This window comes from unidentified bacterial endosymbiont (assembly GCF_918320885.1).
In the GTDB taxonomy this organism is placed as follows: domain Bacteria; phylum Pseudomonadota; class Gammaproteobacteria; order Enterobacterales.
The window spans coordinates 499462-521196 of sequence record NZ_OU907312.1 but is presented as its reverse complement, the minus strand read 5'-3'; the positions used below and the strand labels follow the sequence as shown (position 1 = coordinate 521196).

Below are 21735 nucleotides of genomic sequence, written 5' to 3'. Positions count from 1 at the left end.
GTGATTAAAAGGTCGATCAGCAGGTAATAATCCTATCCAGTACTGCTAATCTTCTCGACAGAATCAGGCATGGGTATAGGGTATTCCCTGGGGTAACCACCGCTCAATGAGCGCTTTAGCCTGGGTCGGGTAATGGTGTTGTAACTGCTGCGCTAATTGTTGTACCTGTGGAAACAAAGCCTGGTCTCGCATTAGATCAGCAATCCGAAAAGGAATATCCCCAGTCTGTCGTGTTCCTAACAGCTCCCCAGGGCCACGGAGCTCTAAATCACGTTGGGCAATCTCAAAACCATCTTGGCTCATTCTAAGGACCGCTAAGCGTTTTTTAGAAAGTGGATTCAGCGGTTGCTTATACAACAAAATACAGTGTGAAGCGGAGGTTCCACGCCCGACACGGCCGCGCAGTTGATGCAGCTGTGCTAACCCTAGGCGTTCAGCGTTCTCAATAATCATCAGGCTAGCATTGGGAACATCCACCCCAATTTCAATCACCAGGGTCGCGACCAATAACTGAAGTTGTGCTGCTTTAAAGGCTTGCAGAGTCGCCTGCTTGTCGTGAGATCTCATACGGCCATGGACCAACCCAATAGAGAGGTTAGGTAACTGGCACCGTAAGGCCTCTGCGGTCTGTTCAGCCGCCTGGGCCTCTAGCCGTTCCGAAGTTTCAATTAACGTACAGACCCAATACACTTGCCGCTGCTCGTATTCACACACCTGCGCTACTCGCTGTATTACTTCACCACGGCGAGTCTCTGGAACTACAATCGTGTGAATCGGTTGGCGCCCTGGAGGCAGTTCATCAATGTAAGAACAGGCTAAATCTGCATAAACCGTCATCGCTAAGGTACGCGGGATCGGGGTGGCAGTCATGACCAATTGATGAGGATAGAGCCCCTGAGTCGCACCCTTTTCCCAGAGTAACAGTCGCTGTTGAACCCCAAACCGGTGTTGTTCATCAATAATGACCAATCCCAAGGCTTTGAACTGCACCTCTTTTTGAAATAGCGCTTGTGTACCAACCACGAGCAGTATCTCACCAGTGGCGAGTGCCGCTAAGGTCCTTCGACGTCGAAGACCCGTGATATGACCCATGAGTCGTACCACTGTGATCCCCAAAGGCGCGAACCACTGCTGAAATTGCTCCGCATGCTGCTCTGCCAACAGTTCGGTAGGGGCCATCAATGCAACCTGTTTGCCATGAGTCACCGCCTTTAAGGCTGCCAAAGCCGCCACTAAAGTTTTTCCACTGCCCACATCCCCCTGCACCAAACGCATCATCGGCGTTGTTTTCGCCAAATCCGCTTCAATCTCGGCAACAACCCTGATTTGTGCGGCCGTTAATTGAAAGGGTAAGGCCTGTAGTAACTGCTGCTTGAACGAGCTGTGATGCGGAAACGGATAGGCCGGTTGACACTGGATAGCTGCTTTCAAGCTTAAGCGACTGAGTTGGTGTGCGAGTAGCTCTTCAATAATCAACCGCTGAATGGCGGGATGCTCTCCTCGCTCTAACACGTGTAAGGAGATATCAGCCGGTGGCTGGTGCAAAAACTGCAAGGCCTGAAATAGAGTTATCGGATGACGCAGTGCACCGGGCGGCAATAGTTCAGCAACGTCATGGTGTTGCAGCCAAATTAAAGCTTGGTTAATCAGTTTGCGCCAGGTTGCTTGTCGCAATCCTTTGGTCGTCGGGTAGACAGGCATTAACTGCTTCTCTGCCGCCCCTTTCTCCCCTGTGGCAACCTCCAGGGTGAGTGACCACTCTGGATGCAGCATCTCTAAACCACGGACACCTTGATGGACCTCTCCATAGAGCTTCAGCCGTGTACCCACTGTCAACCGCTGTTTCATAGCGACAGTGGTATGAAAAAACCGCAAAGTCAAAAAACCGGTCGCATCAGCTAACCGAACCAGTAACATGGGGCGACGCTGTGATACCGACTCACACCGTACAATATGACCCATCACCACCGCCTGCATGCCAGGTTGCAACGCTGCGATCGCTGAGCACTCGCTGCGATCTTGGTAACGGAGCGGTAGATGGAACAGTAGATCTTGTACCGTCTGTATCCCCAGCTTATTGAACTGGGCCGCTAATTTTGGCCCAACACCCGGGAGGAGGAGTAACTTTGATCCTAACTGACAAGTTGCAGTGTCTATAGGCTTCCTGTATCACTAGGGTTGTAATATCTATTATCGAGCTGCTCAACAATAGACTATAAGCGCCTGCAACAGCAAGCCCACTTAATTACGATGACGGATCACTTTAAGAATATTCGGCATTTTTTTAATTTTACGGATGACATTAGCCAGGTGCACTCGATCACGTACTGTAAATTGTAAATGGACGCTATAGACCCGGCCATCTCGCTCTTCAGTCATTAAATGATGGACAGTCGATCCAGTCGTATTGATCTTAGTCAGTAAGTTAGCTAAGGCGCCTTGATAATTCACCATATCCACCTTAATTTCGGTCATAAACTCTTGGTCAATGGTGTTATCCCACGCCACCGACATGAATTTATCAACCCCATTGGGATAGCCACGGATATTACGACACAGCTCATGGTGTATTGCGAGTCCTTTGCCCGGGCTGGTATAAGCAATAATGGGATCCCCGGGGATAGGCCGGCAACACTTGGAAAAGGTGATTAACACACCATCGGCTCCCCGAATGGGCAGTTGTCGTCCTGCACAAACTTTATTGCCTGCAACCCCTTCATGCTCAGCTAGCCGATGTGCAATCACAGTACTCATGAGATTACCCAGCCCCAGCTCTGCCAACAACGCCTCCAAAGAGCCCAGTTTCATTTCTGTTAATAACCACTGCAATGACGCCTCTGCTAACTGCTCTAGGGGATAGCCTAAGGCATGCTCTAATAAATAGCGTCCCAGCTTAATCGCATCTTCTTTTCCTAAGCTTTTCAATCGCTGGCGAATTTTAGCGCGTGCCTTCGAAGTCACGATAAAGTTCATCCAAGCAGCATTAGGACGGGAACCTGGTGCGGTGATGATCTCCACGGTTTGCCCATTATGCAAGGGTTGTGATAAGGGGTAGGATTGCCGATCGACTCTGGAACCCACGCAAGCATGACCAATGTCTGTATGAACCGCATAGGCGAAATCAATCGGTGTGGCGCCTGCTGGTAACTCAACAATACGCCCTTTTGGGGTAAATACATAAATTTCATTGGGAAAGAGATCAAACTTGACGCTTTCGATAAATTCAACGGAACTGCCGGTGCTTTGCTGTAACTCCAGCAAATTTTTCATCCAACGCTGCGCCCGTACTTGTGCCATGGTCCCTACACCACTGGGCTGTTTATAGGTCCAGTGCGCCGCCACGCCCATCTCGGCCATCTGTTCCATATCCTCTGTTCGTATCTGTATCTCTGCTGGTAAACCATGCGGGCCCATCATGGAGGTGTGCAGAGATTGATAGCCATTGGCCTTAGGGATCGCGATATAGTCTTTAAAACGACCAGCACGTGGCTTATAGAGGGCGTGCACTTGACCCAATACCCGATAACAGGTCTCTACTTCTTGGACAATCACCCGAAAAGCGTAGATATCCATGATAGAGTGAAAACGCTGCTCCTTTTGTTTCATTTTTTGGTAAATGGAAAAGAGATGTTTTTCACGCCCACTGACTCGGGCCTCGATACCTGCTGCTTGAAGGCACGTTTCAATCTCAGTCAAAATCTTACAGATGATCGCTTTGCGGTTGCCATGAGCCGCTTTAACAACACTTTTTAAAACCCGATAACGGTTGGGGAAAAACGCTTCAAAACCCAGTTCTTCCAATTCAATTTTTAAATGGTGGATCCCTAAACGATGCGCTAAGGGACTATAGATCTCCAACGTTTCACAAGCGATACGGCGTCGCTTGCTGGCACGTAACCCCTCTAAGGTGCGCATATTATGCAGCCGATCGGCCAATTTAATTAAGATCACGCGAATATCTTGCACCATCGCCATGATCATTTTGCAAAAATTTTCGGCTTTAGCCTCTTGCCGATTACGAAATTTTAATTTATCAAGCTTAGAGACCCCTTCAACTAACTGAGCAACCGTGCTACCAAATTGCTGCTCTACCCTTTGAAAGGTGGTTGCGGTATCTTCAATCACATCATGCAGTACAGCCGCTATGATCGTTTCTTGATCAAGGCGCATTTCAGCTAGAATAGTGGCGACTGCCAGTGGATGCGTCACATAAGGCTCCCCACTAGAGCGGTACTGGCCTTGATGTGCGTGTTGGGCAAACAGGTAAGCCTGTTTGATGACCGCTAGCTGCTCTGTCGGCAAGTAACTCTGAATGGCTGCTCGCAGTTTTTCAAATGACCCTACGTTCACACAGTATCCTTGTCCGATCTGCTTTTCGACCGACCGACCAACGCCATCCTCTTGGGTCATCAATCCGATCACCCGTTAACTTAAGGACGCCTGGTGATCATAAGTGATGGCACCGACAGTACTCAATCCCCCTGATCGCTGCGCTTGCCGCTCATATTCATCCAAAATAGCCGGGGTAATCAGCCGATTTTCTACTTCGTACAGTGCAATGACTGTGCATTTATGATTGGCTGCTGGAACTAAAGGTTCTCGACCATCCACCTGAAGCTGACGAGCACGGCGTGCTGCAATCAGTACCAAGTCAAAACGATTCCCAATTTTTTCAATAGCCTTTTCTACCGTTACTCGTGCCATTTAAAGCCCTCTTTGCTGGTCTATCACTGTAATCAAGTCAAACCCCAACGAGTGCTCTACACCCTCGCGGCCTGAGGTGATATTCAATCAGGATGATACTTAAATTAGCTTCCCGTCGCTAACAATTTACTCAGCAGTAATTGACAACGCGACTGCTGTTGACGATATTGCAAATGGGTGGCGTAGATAACTGCCTTGAGATCGGCCAAGGCTTGTTGAAAATCATCGTTAATAATTAAATAATCATACTCGTGACAGTGAGACATCTCACTGACGGCTGTGATCATCCGTCTAGCAACAACTCCCTCACTATCTTGTGCCCGTTGACGTAGTCGCTGTTCCAAAGCTTGACGTGACGGCGGCAAAATGAAAATCGTACAGATCTCCGCTATTTTTTCCCGCACTTGACGGGCCCCCTGCCAATCAATATCTAGAAACAGATCGCACCCCTGGGCCAAGATTGATTCAACGCTCTTTCGCGAAGTCCCGTAATCATGGTCAAATACCTTGGCATGCTCTATAAATTCACCCTGCGCGACCAGGGTGGTGAAGGTGCTGGCGTCTATAAAATGGTAGTGCTCGCCATCAATTTCTCCTGGTCGTTTGGCTCGGGTAGTATGCGAAATGGATCGCTGGCATTGACTCAGCGGCTCACTGTGTAAATAAGCGTCAATTAAACTGGATTTACCAGCCCCGCTAGGGGCTGAGATAACATACAGGGTTCCTGGTATCATGGTTATCCTTCATCACTGCTATTCGATATTTTGGATCTGCTCACGCATCTGCTCAATGAGCAATTTCATCTCTACCGTGGCTAGTGTCACTGCCGATAGTGTGGCTTTTGCGCCTAAGGTATTAGCCTCACGACCCAACTCTTGCATCATAAAATCCAGCCGACGGCCAACGGCACCAGGCTGCTGCAGGATAGCTCTGGTCTCCAGTACATGCAGCGCTAATCGCTCTAACTCTTCGGCAACATCCAGGCGTTGTATCAGCACCAGTAACGCGGAGGCTAAATGCTCCGGATCCGGCAGCAACTCCAACGGCAGTGAAGCTTGTAGTAGCTTATCCCGCAGCTTTTGGCGTTGCAGTTCTACCAGGTCCGGCAGTCGCTGTTGAATGTGATCAATCTGTTGCTCAAGAGCGGTTAAGCGTTGCTCCAGCAACGATTGTAATGCACAGCCCTCACCAGTGCGGACTGCCACTAGCTGCTGTAAGGCTTGATCATAGGCTGCCATCAAGCGCTGTTCATCCTTGATAGCGGCTCTGTCCACGATGATCACCCCTGGCCAACGTAGAACCTCTAGCAGATTGAGCGTGCCGGTTGCACTCTTGGAGTTAACCCACTGGGCCGCTTCCAACAGCTGCTGTACCAGCGGTTGATTGAGCTGCAGTGGCGCTTCAGCCGCTGGAGTCTCTAGCAAACGCAAGGTGCACTCTACTTTACCTCGGGTAATCATGGTAGCCAGCCTCTGGCGAATTAACGGCTCTAGGGCTCGCAACTCCTCTGGTAAGCGACAGCTGAACTCAAGATAGCGGTGGTTAACCGACCGCAATTCCCAAGTGGCTACGCCGGTTGGGTCAGTCACAGTATGGCATGCAAATGCGGTCATACTGCGCAACATGGAGAACCTTTTAGCGTGCTGAAACCATCCTTCATCATCGATACCTGTTGGTTGACTGTGGTTGCCTACTGAGAATCACTGGGCGCGGTGCTACCAATAGCATAGACGCTTATAGGCTAAAGCAGTATCCTTTCCGGAGCGTGTGACCCCTTACAGAGCGTGCGCGATACCGTTTACCGGTAAACGCTGCTCAATCAGCACACACTGTGCCCTAGGCCCTTCACTCGTGACGCTACCCGACAGGCCAAAGGCTCGGTCTGCGCTACAAGGGGCTGGTAACACCCATTTCTTTGGGAATTGCATAGGGATTGAGGCCAAAAAAACGCGTTTGCAGGCTGAACTTGATGCTATTATCCTCCGAAACCGGATCAGCTGAGCCAAGACGATCATGAAAAGCTACCAAGAACAATTAATCGAACGAGCAATCCAACGACAGGTGTTAGTTTTTGGCCAATTCACCCTAAAATCAGGACGCCAAAGTCCCTATTTTTTTAATAGCGGGCTATTTGATAGTGGTGCTGATTTAGCCTTATTAGGCCACTGCTACGCCACAGCGTTGATAGAATCGGGAATCGCCTTCGACCAACTATTTGGATCGGCTTATAAGGGGATTCCGTTGGTGAGTGCTACTGCCATCGCCTTGCAGCAGCAGTATCAACGTAGCGTTCCTTACAGTTTTAACCGTAAAGAGCCCAAAGATCATGGTGAAAAAGGCCAATTGGTAGGCCGGCCATTGGCTGGACAGGTGGTGTTCATCGATGATGTCATCTCAGCAGGTACTGCGGTCCATGAAGCCATGCCGCTGATTTCGGCAGAGGGTGCCACCGTATCAGCGATTATCATCGCCTTCGATCGCCAGGAGCGCGGGAGCGGCACGCAATCCGCACTACAGGAGATTGCAGAGCGGTATGGCTGTCCAGTGCTGTCGATTATTACCTTAACCGATCTGACCGATTATTTAGTGACCCAGCCTGCCTTGGCGCACAACTTGCCACTCATACACGACTATCAACAGCGTTATGGCGCGCCCCTGCTACCCTGCTGAGTCGCTATTTTTCAGAAGATGACTTGCAATGATAAGGTCTAGAACCAATAATAGCTTGATTGGTGCCCCTATTAGCGTGTACTGAATATTAATTGATGAAAAAAAAATGGGTTGTTTTTAGCAGTGTATTACTCACAGCCGCTTTAGCAGCCGTAGTGCTGTCAAAGGGTTGGAGTGCTGCTTTTCCCCTGGAGATCGCCAGGGTTTCAAGCTCATCCGACCGAACCCAAGAGCGGTTAGGGGCTCCCACAAACTCAGAGGAACCATCGCCCTCAAACCAGCCCTCACTGCCGAAAAACAGTTTTAAAGCGGGCAAGCACTATGAAATCCTACCAGTAGCCGCCACGCCTAAACCGCAAATCATAGAATTTTTCTCTTTCTATTGCGTTCAATGCTACCGTTTACAGCATGAATACCATTTATCGGAAGCGCTAGCGAGTAGCTTACCACCCGATGGACAACTTAAACAGTATCATATTTCGGCATTAGGACCGCTGGCTAAAGCGCTGACTCGCGCTTGGGCGGTGGCCATCACCCTGGGTGTTGAAAAAAAAATGAATCTTATTCTGTTTGAGGGGATCCAAAAACATAGGACCTTGAAGACGCCAGAGGATATTCGGCAGGCCTTTATCGATGCGGGTATCACCGCCACTGCCTATGATAACGCGTTGAATAGCTTCCTGGTGAACTCGCTGATCACGCAACAAGAGCAGGCGATCCAAGCAGCGAAAATTTGGGGGGTCCCGGCGCTACTGGTCAATAAAAAGTATCGGATTCATCCGGAGAATGTCTCGGCACGCAGCAGCTTTCCAGAGTTTATACGCCAATACCTGCAGCTCGTTAAACAGCTATTGGCTACGGTTGAATAGAGACTATCTAATAAAATAGCTCGCGGCTTTTTAACGGACGAGCTCCTAAATAGGGTTTGAACGCCAATCGCGAAAAAATTTTAGCGGCTCTTAAGGTGGCCGCATCAGACAATTGCCCGGCTGCTAATGCCCGGAGCTGCTGACCACTAAAGGAGTCCTGGCTTGCCACCGCAGCGGTCACAAAACCGTATTCTGCTTGATAACGATAATGAACCTGGTCTTGTACCAAAGTACCCGTAGCTGCACAGCGTTGGAAATCTACCCCGTAGCCCAGGGCCTGTAATAAAGCAAACTCAAAACAGCGTAAGATCGGTTCGTATTGACCGTCACTCGCGGCTAGTTGACAGAGTGTCTGGAGATACTGGCCAAATAGCGCCTCATAGGAGACGTCAGGGACTAACAAGCGACAGAGCAGCTCATTGATATAGAGGGCACTGTAAAGTGCCCGTCCGGTTAATGGCAAGCTTAATGAGAGCGCTTCCGCTTGCCGTAGCGTCTGCAATGTGCCCCCAGTACCACGCCATTGGATCTGCAAGGGGGTGAAAACCTGTAGACACCCCTGTAAAGTTGATCGCCGGCGCCGTGCCCCAAGCGCCACTAGCCTAATGCGGCCCTGCTGCTCGGTAAACAGATCTAATAGCAAGCTGGTTTCACGATAGGGTAAGCGATGCAGTACCAACGCCCGCTGCCTACTCTCCATAGCGGCTACTCTTCACGATATCCTAAGTTCGTTAAAGACCGTACATCATTGGCCCAACCAGATTTAACTTTCACCCAGAGTTCTAAACATATTTTATCGCCTAGTAACGTTTCAATCGCTTGCCGTGCCGCACAGCCAATGACTTTGAGTTGTTGGCCCTGGAAGCCGATCACTATTTTCTTCTGCCCAGCACGATCAACCCAAATCAACCCATTGATGTGATAGCCGCCTCCGGGACGTTGACGAAACGCTTCAATCTCTACGGTAGTAGCATAAGGGAGCTCATCACCTAAAAAACGGATCAGTTTCTCGCGGATGATTTCAGCCACCAAAAAACGCTGCGAGCGATCGGTGATATGATCGGCCGGAAAATGATGGGGGCCCATGGGCAAGTGAGACCGCACTAACCTAGCAATGGTATCCACCTGCTCTCCCTGCTCTGCTGAAATCGGGACCACGGTGAGGAAAGTATGCAGACGACTCAAGCGGCTAATGGTGTCCAAAAGCAGCGTTTTATGGGAGAGCAAATCAATCTTATTAATCACTAAGATCACTGGCACCGTGAGTTGTTTTAGCTGTGCCAGTACCTGATCATCATCAGGCGTCCACCGGGTCCCCTCCACCATCATGATGATCAGATCGACCCCGTGCATTGCACGGCTAGCAGTACGGTTCATCCAGCGATTCAATGCCTGGGTCTCAGCAGTATGCACTCCCGGCGTATCAATATAGATCGCTTGGTGAGCCCCTTCGGTCTGGATCCCCAGAATACGATGACGGGTCGTTTGAGGCTTACGTGAGGTAATGGTAATCTTTTGACCTACTAGGCGATTGAGCAGTGTGGACTTGCCAACATTGGGACGTCCGACAATCGCTACAAAGCCACAATAACTGACAATAGAATCACTCATAAGGCTTGTAACGCCTGCAAGGCAAGCCCTGCAGCCATCTGCTCAGCACGGCGACGGCTAGATCCCTGACCGACGGTAGGCGCTGCTAGCAGCGCCACTTGGCAATGAATGGTAAAGTGTTGTTGATGGGCTGCTCCCTCGATCTGAACCAGCTGATAGTGCGGCAACGGCTGCTGCTGTCCCTGCACTAGCTCTTGCAGTCGCGTTTTAGCGTCTTTCTGCTGCTCGCTAGGAACAATGTTCTCTAAGCGCTGTTGATACCGCTGGAGAATCAGTTGACGCACTGCGGCGATCCCACCATCTAGGTAGACAGCGCCAATCAGTGCCTCCAGGGTATCCGCTAAAATTGACTGGCGAGACTGGCCACCGCTTTTCACTTCACCTGGACCTAGACGCAGGTAATCCCCTAAGCCGAATTCATGGGCTAATAGTGCCAACGTCTGCCCACGCACCAATGTAGAGCGCATCCGGCTCAGATCTCCTTCGTTCGCCTTGGGAAAACGCTCGTACAGCAGTTCGGTGATGATAAAACTTAAAATGGCGTCGCCCAGAAACTCTAGGCGCTCATTATGTTGATCAGTGGCGCTGCAATGGGTTAGCGCTTGTAGCAATAACTTAGGGTGTTGAAACTTGTAGCCTAATTTATGCTGTAATTCAACAAGCCTTTGGCTCATGCTGCACTCTCTCTAGTGAATCGCTCCAAGGCGCTGCCAACGGATCCCAGTGGGCCACCCCCCTGGCTGTTTTTCAAAACTCATCCAGATCGCCACTGCCTGGCCTACTAAGTGGTTCTGCGAAACAAAGCCCCAAAAACGGCTATCCCGGCTGTTATCCCGATTATCCCCCAGGGTAAAATAGTGCCCTGGCGGCACCACCCATTCCGACAACGGTTCACCCGGTTGTTGGTAGTAGAAACTGAGATCGGTGGGCTGATCGCTAATCAAAATTTGATGGTTGACTGGGCCCAAACGCTCAACTAAAGTCGTTAATCCCTCTCCAGTGGCGTGGCTTAAATCAGAAGAGAGCGTTTGGTAGTCCACAGTGAGGGGTTGATCAACGGCAGCAGTGGCGTGGGCCGGCTGAATAAACAGCCGTTTCCCCCGGTAGATCACCCGATCACCCGGTAGACCAACAATCCGCTTAATAAAATAAATCGACGGATCCTCTGGATACTTAAACACTGCAACGTCCCCTCGCTGTGGCGCTCCGGTGGCTAGCAGCTGCTTTTGAAAAATCGGCTCTCTCAGACCATATGAAAACTTTTTAACGACAATAAAGTCACCCACCAACAGGGTTGGCATCATAGAACCTGAAGGGATCTGATAGGCTTCATAGAGAAACGAGCGCACCACAAAGACCAGCAGAATCATGGGAAAAAAGTCCCCGATCCAGGCCACCCAGGCAGGAAACCGACGTGACGTCGCTAACGCTGGGGAACTACCCGCCGCCGTGGGGGTTCGAGTAGACTGCGCGCCCACCGTGCGGGCCAGTAGCCAAAAAATTCCTGTCAATAGGGTCGCCAGGGTTAACCCCAAGGCAAAATAGTTAGCCATCGCCACCGTCACGCTTTCCCCACCTGTAGAATCGCTAAAAAAGCCTCTTGTGGGACATCAACGTTCCCGACTGCCTTCATACGTTTTTTACCCTCTTTTTGTTTCTGCAACAGCTTCTTCTTGCGACTGATATCGCCGCCATAACATTTTGCTAATACGTTTTTACGCAGCTGCCTAATGGTAGAACGGGCAATCACCTGATTCCCGATGGTAGCTTGGATAGCGATGTCAAACTGCTGTCGAGGAATCAACTCCTGCAGCTTTTCTACGAGTACTCGGCCGCGTGCCTGTGCGTTATCACGATGCGTGATCAGTGCCAAAGCATCCACGCGTTCGCCATTGATCAGGATATCCAAGCGTACCATATTGGCCGGTTGAAACTGTTTGAAACTGTAGTCCAGCGAGGCATAGCCACGGGAGACCGATTTGAGGCGATCGAAAAAATCTAAGACTACCTCGGCTAGTGGAATCGCATAAGTTAATGCTACCTGCTGACCATGGTAGACCAGATTGGTCTGCACCCCGCGTTTTTCCACACAGAGGGTCATCACACTGCCCAGATAGCTTTGAGGCAGTAGCATCTGGCACTCAGCAATAGGTTCCCGAATCTCTGCAATAGCATTCACCGCTGGCAGTTTTGCTGGACTATCAATGTGCAATAGTGCCTGTGTCGTGGTCAACACTTGATAGACCACCGTCGGCGCGGTAGTAATTAAATCTAGGTGATATTCCCGAGTCAAGCGCTCCTGCACAATCTCCATATGCAGTAACCCTAAAAAGCCGCAGCGAAAGCCGAATCCTAGAGCTGTTGAGCTCTCTGGTTCATAAAATAAAGAGGCATCATTAAGGCTTAATTTTCCCAAAGCATCGCGAAAAGCCTCATAATCTTCTGAGCTTATCGGGAACAGTCCCGCATAAACCTGCGGTTTAACCCGTTTAAATCCGGCTAAAGGCTGATCCGCCGGTTGATGCACTAAGGTCAAAGTACCGCCAACGGGGGCGCCAAGGATATCTTTCAGGCCACAGGCGACCCAACCGACCTCACCACACTGCAGCTGCTCCTGGTCTAGCCGTTTGGGGGTAAAGAGTCCCAATCGCTCCACCGTATGGCGTTGACCACTACTCATGACAATGATTTTATCACGTTTTCTTAACATGCCATTTTTAATGCACACCAGCGAAACGACACCCAAATAGTTATCAAACCAGGAGTCAATGATCAGCGCCTGTAACGGCGCTTCAGGATCGCCAGCTGGCGGGGGGATCTGCTGAATCAATTGCTCCAATACGGCTTGAATGCCCATACCCGATTTCGCTGAACAGCGGACTGCCTCCGTCGCCTCAATGCCGATAATATCTTCAATCTCCTGCGCCACCCGATCGGGATCGGCTGCCGGGAGATCAATTTTATTGAGGACCGGTAAGACCACCAAATTCATATCTAGGGCGGTATAGCAATTTGCCAGTGTTTGCGCCTCGACCCCTTGTGCCGCATCGACCACCAATAGTGCGCCTTCACAGGCCGCTAAGGAGCGCGAAACCTCGTAGGAGAAATCGACATGCCCCGGGGTATCGATGAAATTCAGCTGATAGGTTTGACCACTCAGTGCTTGATAGTGGAGCGTCACGCTCTGTGCTTTGATGGTGATGCCGCGCTCGCGCTCGATATCCATCGAATCGAGCACCTGGGCGCCCATTTCACGCTCAGATAGACCGCCACACCAGCGGATAAATTGGTCAGACAGGGTCGATTTGCCATGATCAATATGGGCAATAATGGAAAAATTTCGGATAAATTTCATGGAAATCGCATTGTTTTACCGCAGCCTACTACATGTCTGAGCCACTCACTGAGTGTCGATTCTACGGGAATTGAGCTCTGTTCGCTATCTCTTCTACTGTACAACCGGCGCTAGTCGGAGCGTAGCTCAGCCTAGTATCCCCTCGACAATAGACTAAATCTGCGATGGCTAGCGATCGATGACAATATGACCGATCACCGGCTGGACCCAGCCGGTGATGATGGCGCGCACCCCGAGCCAACTACTGCCTGCAACGATAAACGCTCCACTCACCACCCATCCCTCGCTCATGCCTAGCTGCTCTAATAGCAGCGCCCCTAATAACAACCCAACAACAGGAGATAAATAGACTAACAGCGCCAGACGCAGTATTTCAGTGCTCTGGATCCCTAATTCCAGTGGTTGACCCACCTGCAGGGAGAGGGTCCTGGGTAACGGCAGTGACCACTGCGCCAAAGGCAGGGTAAAATCTCTCTCCATCGTGCGGCTGGCACAGCAGCCCGTGGGCTTGGCAGGACAGCCGCTACAGCCAAGGAGATGCAGGCGCCGCACAGTGGCCATCCCCTGATCACAGCGTACGACTTCAATCCGGGCGGTCATCATGGTGTGTTGACTACCACTTGTTGTGCCATCCGGCGCGCGCTGCTTAAAGGGATCTCACCCACGACCGTGATTTCTCGCCCCAAGCGTACTTCGCTATAAACACTGTAATGCCGTTCTTGAAACGCCAATGGCTCTGATGGCATTTCAGATGCTGTCGCATGAACATAAAGTGCAACCGTCGCTAAACCATCGCTATAGAGCTGTGAGTCCACAGGTTCCGCAAAGCTTGGCAATGGACGCTGGCCACTCCATATCACTTCAAAACCAGGCGGTAACCAGCCCGGCTGCCAAGCCGTGATGGGGCTCTGTTGCGGGGTGGTGACTACTGGTAGCGATGAGCGATGATTGATTACAGCTCGTTGTAATGCCTGAGGGATAGAGGCCCTTTGAGAGAGCGCTACCACCCGAAATTGCTCCGCCTGTTGACCGCTTGGCGCTAGCAAGTCGGCACGTAACAGCAATTTGGACTGGCGATCTAACCACACAAGATAACCATAACGGTGGGTATCTTGTGGAATCAGGCGTATCACCTGGCAATCACGATCAGCCATACGGTCTGTGGACAGCAGGCTAAAATCATAATAGGCACGCAATCGTTTAAAGTCTGCTTGCATCACCCGGGGCAACACCTCCCCAATCGTATGCGCTTGACTACTCAAGGGAGCCTTCGCCTGCCGAAAATAACTGACAGTATTACCCTGCAATCGCAGCTCAGTAGGTGGGCCCTCTAAGATCAATAACTGGTGTCGGTTAATGACCGCATGGCGGTAACGCCAAGTCTCAAAGCTAGCCTGGTACGGTCGTAAGAAGATCAGCTCATAGTCACTCGATCGACTCGCCACGACCATCTGCTGTAACCACTGCTGGGCTGAAGCCGTCGGAGCAGCCTGAGCCGACGTCAGGTGAAGAGCGTGCGATAATAACAGCAACAGCTGGAGTAAACGGTAGCAAACGCTCACTGCCTTGATCCTAGGGATTAGCGCTGGCTAGATTCCTTAACGGCTTGGTTAGCCTCAAGGGGCTGCTGTCGGAGCCTAGCATAGTCCTTCATCTTACTGTTCAGCAGTTGCTGACGCAGTGCTTGCCGCTGCTGCTGTCTAGTGCGTGAATAACCCACCGACAAGGTCTCACCACCTAAGGGTAAGGGGTAAAGAGAGACCTGGTGGCGACTCGCTGTTGCCGAAGCGCCTTGATAACAGTGGGCACCATAGAGTAACAACAAGGCAACCCCTGCAGCCAGGCTAATGTCCCCTAGCTGGTTCATTGACGCAGCCCAGGCTGTCCACCAGCGCTTTCCAGTGGTGCGGTCAGCAGCCAGAGGCGCTCTGTTATAGAGCTTCTGCCTATCATTCTGCAAGGCATGAGCTACCCGAGCTGCAAAATCAACCGGCAGATCCTGAGAGAGGTTGCCTTGTAACGTATCGCGAATCAGATGATAACGTTGCCACTGTTGTTGCAAGCTGCGATCACGCAGTAGCTGATCGCAGAGCGTGTCATCAATCACCTGACCATCGGCGCACTCACCATCCATCAGAACCGATAATCTCTCTTGTTTTTGCATGCTTATCCCTACCTTCATCACTCACGATGAACTATGATGGCCTCTCACAGCAGCGGCCGAATCTTTTTATCAATAGCCTCACGCGCTCGAAAAATCCTGGAACGAACCGTACCAATTGGACAATCCATAATGACTGCTATTTCATCGTAACTCAACCCATCCATCTCCCTTAAAGTGATGGCCAGTTTCAGGTCCTCTGAAAGCGAGTCGATAGTCTGCACAATGATCTTCCCTAACTCCTCTGACAGCAATAACTGCTCAGGGTTCGCATTATCTTGCAGTCTAGCGAAACTTTCTTCATGATCGGTGACATCTAGTAAAGCATCATTCGCTGGACGGCGCCCTTGAGCAGCCCAGTGATTTTTAGCCGTATTAATAGCAATACGGTATAACCAGGTATAAAAGGTGCTATCTGCCCGGAAACTGGGCAGTGCCCGATAAGCCTTGATAAAAGTCTCTTGTGCGATATCAGCGACCTCACTGTGCGCCACATAACGGGACAGTAGCGTGGCTAGTTTATGCTGATAGCGGATCACCAACCAATTAAATGCCTGCTGGTCACCTTGCTGAGCACGGGCTACCAAAACCTGATCGGTGATTGGCTCACTCATCCACTGCGCTCTTGATGACACAACTGATACAACACAATGCTTGACTCAATAATGATAGGCCCCTATCGCCAGACCAGGGATGAGTGAATGAAATCGCCTTCAAAAAACGTAAAGCGCTGCAAATTTGACGATTTACTCTTCAGCGTTAATCTCATAGCATAACCTAATGCGACAACTACCTGAATATTTTTGCGATGTATTCATCGTTGGCAGCGGCGCGGCTGGCCTCTCCCTAGCGCTACGCCTAGCCTCACATTGCCAAGTGCTACTCGTGAGTCAAGGGCCGATCAGCCAAGGCGCCACCTATTACGCGCAAGGGGGTATCGCCACGGTATTCGATGAAACTGATACGCTAGAAGCACACTGCCAAGACACCGTCACCGCTGGGGCTGGTCTCTGTGATCCATTGGTGGTCCCATTTGTTGTTCACAATGCCCGCCACTGCATCAACTGGCTGATAGCGCAAGGGATGAGGTTTGATCAGGATAGAGAGGCTGCCTCTCAGGGCTTTCATCTGACGCGTGAGGGGGGACACAGTCACCGCCGTATTCTGCACGTGGCAGATACTACGGGCCAGCATCTGTCTGAAACCTTAATCACTCAAGCCCGCCAGCACCGATCGTTGCGCCTGCTAGAATCGTGCAGCGTGGTTGATCTGCTAACAACCCAGCCCTTAGATCTCATCCAGTCACCCCGGATCATTGGCGCGATGATCTGGCAGCCATCACAACAAAAACTCACCCGGGTCTCTGCCAAAGTCGTCGTCCTAGCAACCGGTGGGGCTTCAAGCCTCTACTGGCACAATACCAACGCTGATAGGGCTGCTGGAGAGGGCATTGCGCTCGCGTGGCGGGCTGGTTGTCGGGTAGCTAACTTGGAGTTTAATCAATTTCACCCTACCACGCTGTACCATCCTCAAGCGCCAAATTTATTATTAACCGAGGCGTTACGTGGGGAAGGGGCCGTGCTCTGCCGCCCGGATGGCAGTCGCTTTATGCCGGCTGTGGATGCGCGAGCTGAATTAGCACCGCGCGATATCGTAGCACGTGCCATGCAGCAGGAGATGGAACGTTTGTCCGTCCCCTGCCTCTATTTAGATATTCGCCACCAACCAGCAGCGTTGATTCTGCAGCACTTCCCCGCGCTCTACCGACAACTGCGCACGTTGGATCTAGACTTAACGCAACAACCCATCCCGGTCGTTCCAGCGGCCCATTACACCTGTGGTGGTGTGGTCGTCGACCAGCACGGTCGCAGCGACGTTACAGGTCTCTATGCGATTGGTGAAGTGAGTTATACGGGCCTCCATGGTGCTAATCGTCTGGCCTCCAATGCGCTGTTAGAGTGTTTGGTTTATGCCTGGTCCGCTGCAGAAGCTATCTTACAACAACTCCCCCAGTTAACCTGGACTAAACCAGTACCCCTGGAAACAGGCGTAGTGATTGCTGCAAGCACCCACACCTCAGCGATCCTCACTCAGGAACAGCAGCTACGCACTGTCATGTGGCAACAGGTGGGCTTAGTCCGTACGACCACTGGACTTACCCAAGCATTAGCACAGATCGACGCCCTGCAAACGGCCCTCGATCAGGAGTACCAGCACCCTCCGTTTCCTGAGCAGGTACTGGCACTGCGCAATAAACTACAAGTCGCTCAGTTGATAGTTCGCTGCGCGCTAGAACGTCGCGAAAGCCGTGGCGGGCACTACCTCCAAGACTATCCAGAACCGCTGCCACAATCAACCCCAACCATACTCTCCCCACAGATATTCAGCGAGAATTGATGACAAGCCCAATCTTCGATTAGCCGTTGAGGGGATGTTTTATCGAATGCGTGTAGGGTGCCCTTGGCGGGATTTGCCGAAGCCATTTGGCAAATGGAGCTCCCGCTACAAAAAATTTAATGACTGGTCGATGACTGGCAAGTGGTTAAGGGTTTTTAAAGCAGTAGTCCGAGACCCTGATATTGACAAATCCACTGACTACCACCATGACAACCTGCTGGCTATACCCATCTTCACAGTGGGCTTTCGGAAGAGAAGTGATCTAAATCACAGTTCATACGCTTGAAGGCCGGAAGCAGCTGCTTCTATTATCATTTATTGCTGTATAATGGCAGGTTTTAAACCCCTTAAGAAATAGGCACTGCAGTCACCGAACATCACCCCATCATTGACGACTGCTGTTCGCCCGTTTTTATAAAAATACGTCGTTCTCCTACGCCCTTACTCCGATCAACCCAATAACCGCAACCCAAGCCACTAGACTCTCCGCAATAGCTGGGATAGCCGCAGCAGGATTAACCACAAAGATGACCATTGAAGCAAACACGCCAGCACCCCTTGAGGAGAAGAACAGCCCGTTAGCCTGGAGTCAGTTTGATACCCACTGGACCTTGACGCTCTTTGGAACTGCTGTGGGTGCAGGGATCCTGTTTCTTCCCATTAATGCCGGTTTAGGGGGTTTTTGGCCACTGGTGTTGCTGACACTGCTGGTAGCCCCCATGACCTATCTATCCCACTTGGGTTTATGTCGTTTTATGCTAGCATCAACCAAGCCCGGCAGCACGATGACTGAGGTGGTCACAGAGCACTTTGGAGCTCAAGCGGGAAAGCTCATCACCCTACTCTATTTCTTGGCCATCTACCCGATCTTACTGATTTATGGCGTTGGCGTGACCAATACGCTAGATAGCTTTATCCAACATCAGCTGGGGGTAGTAGCCCCACCGCGTGCTTTATTAGCCTTGATGGCCATTAGCCTATTAATCCTGATGATGCAGATCAGTGAAGCCTGGATCTTAAAAATAACCACTTGGTTAGTCTACCCCCTGGTCATGATTCTAGCCGCACTGTCGTGCTATCTAATCCCCTATTGGCGTACTGAACTGCTCTATCAAATCCCCACGCTAGCTCATTTTAGCTCAACCGTGTGGCTTACCATGCCTTTATTAGTGTTTGCTTTCAACCACTCCCCAGCTATTTCCTATTTCGCTTCGGCACAGCAGCGCCGCTACGGCCAGCAGGCGGACTATCGGGCGCGGCAGATTTTAAAACGCACTGCGATCATTTTACTGCTGTTTGTGATGTTTTTTGTTTTTAGCACCGTGCTCACCTTAACGCCTGAGTCTCTTAAGTTGGCCAAACAGCAAAATCTCTCGATTCTGTCCTTTTTAGCCAACCAGCACAACGCGCCCGTCCTCTCCTACCTAGGCCCCATTGTTGCGTTGCTGGCGATCGTAAGCTCCTTCTTTGGGCACTATCAAGGTGCTCGTGAAGGGTTAAAGGGGTTGGTCGCATTAGGCCTGTCTGGGGGTATTCAACCGGCCCGGCAGTCACACTTTGATCGCGGGATCACGACCTTTTTCCTGCTATCACTCTGGGGTGTTGCCGTGCTCAACCCCAGCATTTTAGGGATGATTGAATCGCTGAGTGGCCCAGTTATCGCACTGATTTTGTTCATCATGCCGGTCTATGCGCGCTACCGGGTGCCGGCGCTGCAGCGTTATCTCGACAAACGATGGGATAGTTTTATCGTGATGATGGGCGGTATTGCAATCTCTGCCCTGCTCTATACCCTCATTCGATAACAACACGACAAACCAATCCCATCAAGGCTATTTTAAGGGCAGTTTAAAGGATTTAAACAGCTCATCCACCGCTTGGTTATCCGTGAGCGCTGCCGCTGCCTTGATGACGGATCTAGTGAGATGTGGGGCAAAATAAGTTATAAAATCAAGCATATAACCACGTAACAACTTGCCCCGTAAGTAGCCTATTTTAGTAGTACTTATCGGCAAAATGGAACTTGCATCCAGCGATACGAGATCACGGTCCAGTTGAGGATGAAGGACCATTTTCCCGACTATCCCAACCCCCAATCCCATTCGTACGTAGGATTTGAGCAGCTCTGAATCCGTTGCAGTAAAAACAATACGTGATGATAATTCGGCGCAGTTAAAGAGAGATTCTAATATCGTTAGACCCAAAAAACCCAAAGGATAGGTGGCCAAAGGATAGGTGGCAAGCTCTTCTGCCGAAACTTGCTTTTTGACAGCCAAAGGATGATCGGCACGTACAATAACGACAAATTCCCATTGATAACAGGGAAGCAGTAACAGATCATCGTAAATACTGCCTATTTCGGCACTCAAGGCGAAATCAACCTCTCCTTTAATCATCGCCTCGACAATTTGTGAAGGGCGGCTTTGATGTAGGCTTATGGTCACATGCGGATACTGCTTCACGAAGCCTTCGATCATCAAGGGCATCTGATAGCGAAGCTGGTTATTAGAAGCTGCAATAGTCAGTGTCCCCCGCTCTGGATGGGTCTGTTCAAAGGCAACTGATTCTATCTTATTGACCTTAGTCAAAATTTCGCGCGCTATTCGAATAAGCTCTTTACCAGCAGAGGTCACTTTAGTGAAATGCTTACCATGACGTTCAAAGATTTGCACACCCAGATTATCTTCTAATTGACGGATCTGTTTACTCATGCTGGGTTGTGAAGTACGCAACGTCTTTGCTGCCATGGAGACGTTAAGGGAATGATTGAAAACTTCGACAATACAACGAAGCTGCTGCAATTTCATCAAGTGACTAACCTTCCTGGTTTAACATTCCTCATTTGACAAGCGACCATCCCATCCAAGGCTATTTTAAGGGCAGTTTAAAAGCGTTAAACATCTCATCCACCGCTTGGTTATCCGTGAGCGCTGCCGCTGCATCGATGACACTTCTTGTGAGGTGTGGAGCAAAATAAGCTATAAAATCAAGCATATAATTACGTAAAAATTTTCCCCGTAAGAAGCCTATTTTAGTCGTGTTCATGGGTAAAAAGGCCGTCGCATCCAGCGATATCAGATCAGAATCCAGCTGGGGGTGAAGCGCCATTTTTGCGATAATGCCAACCCCTAAACCCAAGCGCACATAAACTTTAAGCAACTCCGAATCTGTGGCGGTCAAAATAACCTGGGAGGCCAATTCAGTGCGGCTAAAGAGTGGGCTGAGTATCGTTCTCCCCCAAAAACTTAAGGGGTAAGTGACCAAAGGGTAGTGAGTCAGTTCTGCTTCTGAAATCTGTTTTTTTAATGCTAAGGGATGCTCGCGGTGGACCACAACCACTAATTGCCAATGGTAGCAAGGCAGCATCAGTATATCATCATACAGACTCCCCATTTCAGCAGTGATAGTAAAATCGATTTTCCCTTTAGTCATTGCTTCTACAGTGTGTAAGGAGCTCCCTTCACCAGCCTGCACGACAACCTGCGGATATTGCCTCCGGAAACTAGAAATCATTAAGGGTAATTGGTAGCGTAATTGGTTATTAGTAGGTGATATAGTCAATATCCCCTGTTCTGGATGGGTCTGCTCACAAGCAACCGCTTCTGCATTATCAACCTCAGTCAAAATTTCACGAGCCATTCGGACTAGCTCTTTGCCCGCTGGGGTCACTCTGGTGAAATGCTTACCATGGCGTTCAAAGATTTGCACACCCAGACTATCTTCTAATTGACGGATCTGTTTACTCATGCTGGGTTGTGAAGTACACAACGTCTTTGCTGCCATGGAAACGTTAAGGGCATGGTTGGAAACTTCGACAATATAACGAAGCTGCTGTAATTTCATACAGTGACTTACCTCCCTGGTTTACAAATCCTTAATGAGCAGGTACTGCACGTTGCCTGCCAGCGAATCCCCCTGGTTTGGCTAATCAACTTCCCAGGGGGCTCCTCTTACTGCGTGTCCCGCTC

20 protein-coding genes and 1 pseudogene are annotated in these 21735 nt (G+C 50.4%); 5 read left to right on the top strand and 16 right to left on the bottom strand.

All coding sequences use genetic code 11. The features are described 5' to 3' along the window. Nucleotides 1-63: 63 nt before the first annotated feature. From recG to NL324_RS02645, 5 genes are all read right to left on the bottom strand, one after another. Nucleotides 64-2157 (bottom strand): ATP-dependent DNA helicase RecG, encoded by a 2094-nt coding sequence (gene recG / locus NL324_RS02665; RefSeq protein ID WP_253307107.1) that lies wholly within the window; start codon nucleotides 2155-2157, stop codon nucleotides 64-66. 84 nt (nucleotides 2158-2241) lie between these two features. Continuing rightward, nucleotides 2242-4350: a bifunctional GTP diphosphokinase/guanosine-3',5'-bis pyrophosphate 3'-pyrophosphohydrolase gene (spoT, locus tag NL324_RS02660; protein ID WP_436298236.1), complete on the bottom strand. Its 2109-nt coding sequence runs from the start codon at nucleotides 4348-4350 to the stop codon at nucleotides 2242-2244. A gap of 75 nt (nucleotides 4351-4425) precedes the next feature. After that, entirely contained in the window at nucleotides 4426-4704 is a 279-nt protein-coding gene (gene rpoZ / locus NL324_RS02655; RefSeq protein ID WP_253306226.1) for a DNA-directed RNA polymerase subunit omega, read from the bottom strand. A 104-nt stretch (nucleotides 4705-4808) separates the two neighbouring features. Beyond that, nucleotides 4809-5438 (bottom strand): guanylate kinase, encoded by a 630-nt coding sequence (gene gmk, locus NL324_RS02650; RefSeq protein ID WP_253306225.1) that lies wholly within the window; start codon nucleotides 5436-5438, stop codon nucleotides 4809-4811. Between the two features lie 18 nt (nucleotides 5439-5456). Beyond that, complete coding sequence (locus NL324_RS02645) at nucleotides 5457-6317, bottom strand: YicC/YloC family endoribonuclease (RefSeq protein ID WP_253306224.1); 861 nt, start codon at nucleotides 6315-6317, stop codon at nucleotides 5457-5459. Nucleotides 6318-6717: 400 nt separating this feature from the next. Here NL324_RS02645 and pyrE point away from each other — a divergent pair, with 400 nt between their 5' ends. Then, on the top strand, nucleotides 6718-7374 hold the full coding sequence (pyrE, locus tag NL324_RS02640; protein ID WP_253306223.1) for an orotate phosphoribosyltransferase: 657 nt from the start codon (nucleotides 6718-6720) through the stop codon (nucleotides 7372-7374). 95 nt (nucleotides 7375-7469) lie between these two features. Next, on the top strand, nucleotides 7470-8243 hold the full coding sequence (locus tag NL324_RS02635; protein ID WP_253306222.1) for a DsbA family protein: 774 nt from the start codon (nucleotides 7470-7472) through the stop codon (nucleotides 8241-8243). A gap of 7 nt (nucleotides 8244-8250) precedes the next feature. On the opposite strand, the gene recO is transcribed toward NL324_RS02635, so the two are convergent. The 9 genes from recO to rpoE all read right to left on the bottom strand — a co-directional run bounded on the left by recO (nucleotide 8251) and on the right by rpoE (nucleotide 15984). Further along, entirely contained in the window at nucleotides 8251-8943 is a 693-nt protein-coding gene (gene recO / locus NL324_RS02630) for a DNA repair protein RecO (protein ID WP_253306221.1), read from the bottom strand. A 5-nt stretch (nucleotides 8944-8948) separates the two neighbouring features. Continuing rightward, the gene (era, locus tag NL324_RS02625; RefSeq protein WP_253306220.1) at nucleotides 8949-9854 is read right to left on the bottom strand and encodes a GTPase Era; all 906 of its coding nucleotides are present in this window, start codon (nucleotides 9852-9854) and stop codon (nucleotides 8949-8951) included. Further along, the gene (rnc, locus tag NL324_RS02620; RefSeq protein WP_253306219.1) at nucleotides 9851-10528 is read right to left on the bottom strand and encodes a ribonuclease III; all 678 of its coding nucleotides are present in this window, start codon (nucleotides 10526-10528) and stop codon (nucleotides 9851-9853) included. The genes era and rnc overlap by 4 nt, the downstream gene beginning before the upstream one ends. A gap of 12 nt (nucleotides 10529-10540) precedes the next feature. After that, on the bottom strand, nucleotides 10541-11407 hold the full coding sequence (lepB, locus tag NL324_RS02615; protein WP_253306218.1) for a signal peptidase I: 867 nt from the start codon (nucleotides 11405-11407) through the stop codon (nucleotides 10541-10543). An 8-nt stretch (nucleotides 11408-11415) separates the two neighbouring features. Next, nucleotides 11416-13209, bottom strand: coding sequence for a translation elongation factor 4 (gene lepA / locus NL324_RS02610; RefSeq protein ID WP_253306217.1), 1794 nt, complete (start codon nucleotides 13207-13209; stop codon nucleotides 11416-11418). Nucleotides 13210-13377: 168 nt separating this feature from the next. Beyond that, on the bottom strand, nucleotides 13378-13812 hold the full coding sequence (locus tag NL324_RS02605; protein WP_253306216.1) for a SoxR reducing system RseC family protein: 435 nt from the start codon (nucleotides 13810-13812) through the stop codon (nucleotides 13378-13380). Continuing rightward, nucleotides 13809-14771, bottom strand: a complete 963-nt coding sequence (locus NL324_RS02600; protein WP_253306215.1) for a MucB/RseB C-terminal domain-containing protein — start codon at nucleotides 14769-14771, stop codon at nucleotides 13809-13811. Before NL324_RS02600 ends, NL324_RS02605 begins: the two co-directional genes overlap by 4 nt. Nucleotides 14772-14788: 17 nt before the next feature. Beyond that, nucleotides 14789-15373: a sigma-E factor negative regulatory protein gene (locus NL324_RS02595; protein ID WP_253306214.1), complete on the bottom strand. Its 585-nt coding sequence runs from the start codon at nucleotides 15371-15373 to the stop codon at nucleotides 14789-14791. A gap of 44 nt (nucleotides 15374-15417) precedes the next feature. Next, on the bottom strand, nucleotides 15418-15984 hold the full coding sequence (gene rpoE, locus NL324_RS02590; protein WP_253306213.1) for an RNA polymerase sigma factor RpoE: 567 nt from the start codon (nucleotides 15982-15984) through the stop codon (nucleotides 15418-15420). A 166-nt stretch (nucleotides 15985-16150) separates the two neighbouring features. On the opposite strand from rpoE, the gene nadB reads away from it, so the two are divergent. The 3 genes and pseudogenes from nadB to NL324_RS02575 all read left to right on the top strand — a co-directional run bounded on the left by nadB (nucleotide 16151) and on the right by NL324_RS02575 (nucleotide 19572). Further along, nucleotides 16151-17767: an L-aspartate oxidase gene (nadB, locus tag NL324_RS02585; RefSeq protein ID WP_253306212.1), complete on the top strand. Its 1617-nt coding sequence runs from the start codon at nucleotides 16151-16153 to the stop codon at nucleotides 17765-17767. Further along, nucleotides 17703-17954: pseudogene (locus tag NL324_RS02580) on the top strand (transposase); the annotation flags it as partial. The gene nadB and the pseudogene NL324_RS02580, both read left to right, overlap by 65 nt. 340 nt (nucleotides 17955-18294) lie before the next feature. Further along, complete coding sequence (locus NL324_RS02575) at nucleotides 18295-19572, top strand: SLC5/6 family protein (RefSeq protein ID WP_253306211.1); 1278 nt, start codon at nucleotides 18295-18297, stop codon at nucleotides 19570-19572. A 27-nt stretch (nucleotides 19573-19599) separates the two neighbouring features. Here the strand turns inward: NL324_RS02575 and NL324_RS02570 are convergent, their stop codons facing one another. Then, nucleotides 19600-20574: a LysR substrate-binding domain-containing protein gene (locus tag NL324_RS02570; RefSeq protein ID WP_253306210.1), complete on the bottom strand. Its 975-nt coding sequence runs from the start codon at nucleotides 20572-20574 to the stop codon at nucleotides 19600-19602. Nucleotides 20575-20635: 61 nt separating this feature from the next. After that, nucleotides 20636-21610 (bottom strand): LysR substrate-binding domain-containing protein, encoded by a 975-nt coding sequence (locus NL324_RS02565; RefSeq protein ID WP_253306209.1) that lies wholly within the window; start codon nucleotides 21608-21610, stop codon nucleotides 20636-20638. Nucleotides 21611-21735: the final 125 nt, after the last annotated feature.

What these genes read in the sequence shown, in the direction of transcription:
- NL324_RS02605 (WP_253306216.1), bottom strand. Translation starts at nt 13,812, where the DNA reads ATGATGACCGCCCGGATTGAAGTCGTACGCTGTGATCAGGGGATGGCC.
- NL324_RS02565 (WP_253306209.1), bottom strand. Translation starts at nt 21,610, where the DNA reads ATGAAATTACAGCAGCTTCGTTATATTGTCGAAGTTTCCAACCATGCC.
- rpoE (WP_253306213.1), bottom strand. Translation starts at nt 15,984, where the DNA reads ATGAGTGAGCCAATCACCGATCAGGTTTTGGTAGCCCGTGCTCAGCAA.
- pyrE (WP_253306223.1), top strand. Translation starts at nt 6,718, where the DNA reads ATGAAAAGCTACCAAGAACAATTAATCGAACGAGCAATCCAACGACAG.
- rpoZ (WP_253306226.1), bottom strand. Translation starts at nt 4,704, where the DNA reads ATGGCACGAGTAACGGTAGAAAAGGCTATTGAAAAAATTGGGAATCGT.
- rnc (WP_253306219.1), bottom strand. Translation starts at nt 10,528, where the DNA reads ATGAGCCAAAGGCTTGTTGAATTACAGCATAAATTAGGCTACAAGTTT.
- NL324_RS02645 (WP_253306224.1), bottom strand. Translation starts at nt 6,317, where the DNA reads ATGACCGCATTTGCATGCCATACTGTGACTGACCCAACCGGCGTAGCC.
- era (WP_253306220.1), bottom strand. Translation starts at nt 9,854, where the DNA reads ATGAGTGATTCTATTGTCAGTTATTGTGGCTTTGTAGCGATTGTCGGA.
- gmk (WP_253306225.1), bottom strand. Translation starts at nt 5,438, where the DNA reads ATGATACCAGGAACCCTGTATGTTATCTCAGCCCCTAGCGGGGCTGGT.
- lepB (WP_253306218.1), bottom strand. Translation starts at nt 11,407, where the DNA reads ATGGCTAACTATTTTGCCTTGGGGTTAACCCTGGCGACCCTATTGACA.
- nadB (WP_253306212.1), top strand. Translation starts at nt 16,151, where the DNA reads ATGCGACAACTACCTGAATATTTTTGCGATGTATTCATCGTTGGCAGC.
- NL324_RS02635 (WP_253306222.1), top strand. Translation starts at nt 7,470, where the DNA reads ATGAAAAAAAAATGGGTTGTTTTTAGCAGTGTATTACTCACAGCCGCT.
- NL324_RS02595 (WP_253306214.1), bottom strand. Translation starts at nt 15,373, where the DNA reads ATGCAAAAACAAGAGAGATTATCGGTTCTGATGGATGGTGAGTGCGCC.
- lepA (WP_253306217.1), bottom strand. Translation starts at nt 13,209, where the DNA reads ATGAAATTTATCCGAAATTTTTCCATTATTGCCCATATTGATCATGGC.
- recO (WP_253306221.1), bottom strand. Translation starts at nt 8,943, where the DNA reads ATGGAGAGTAGGCAGCGGGCGTTGGTACTGCATCGCTTACCCTATCGT.
- NL324_RS02570 (WP_253306210.1), bottom strand. Translation starts at nt 20,574, where the DNA reads ATGAAATTGCAGCAGCTTCGTTGTATTGTCGAAGTTTTCAATCATTCC.
- NL324_RS02575 (WP_253306211.1), top strand. Translation starts at nt 18,295, where the DNA reads ATGACCATTGAAGCAAACACGCCAGCACCCCTTGAGGAGAAGAACAGC.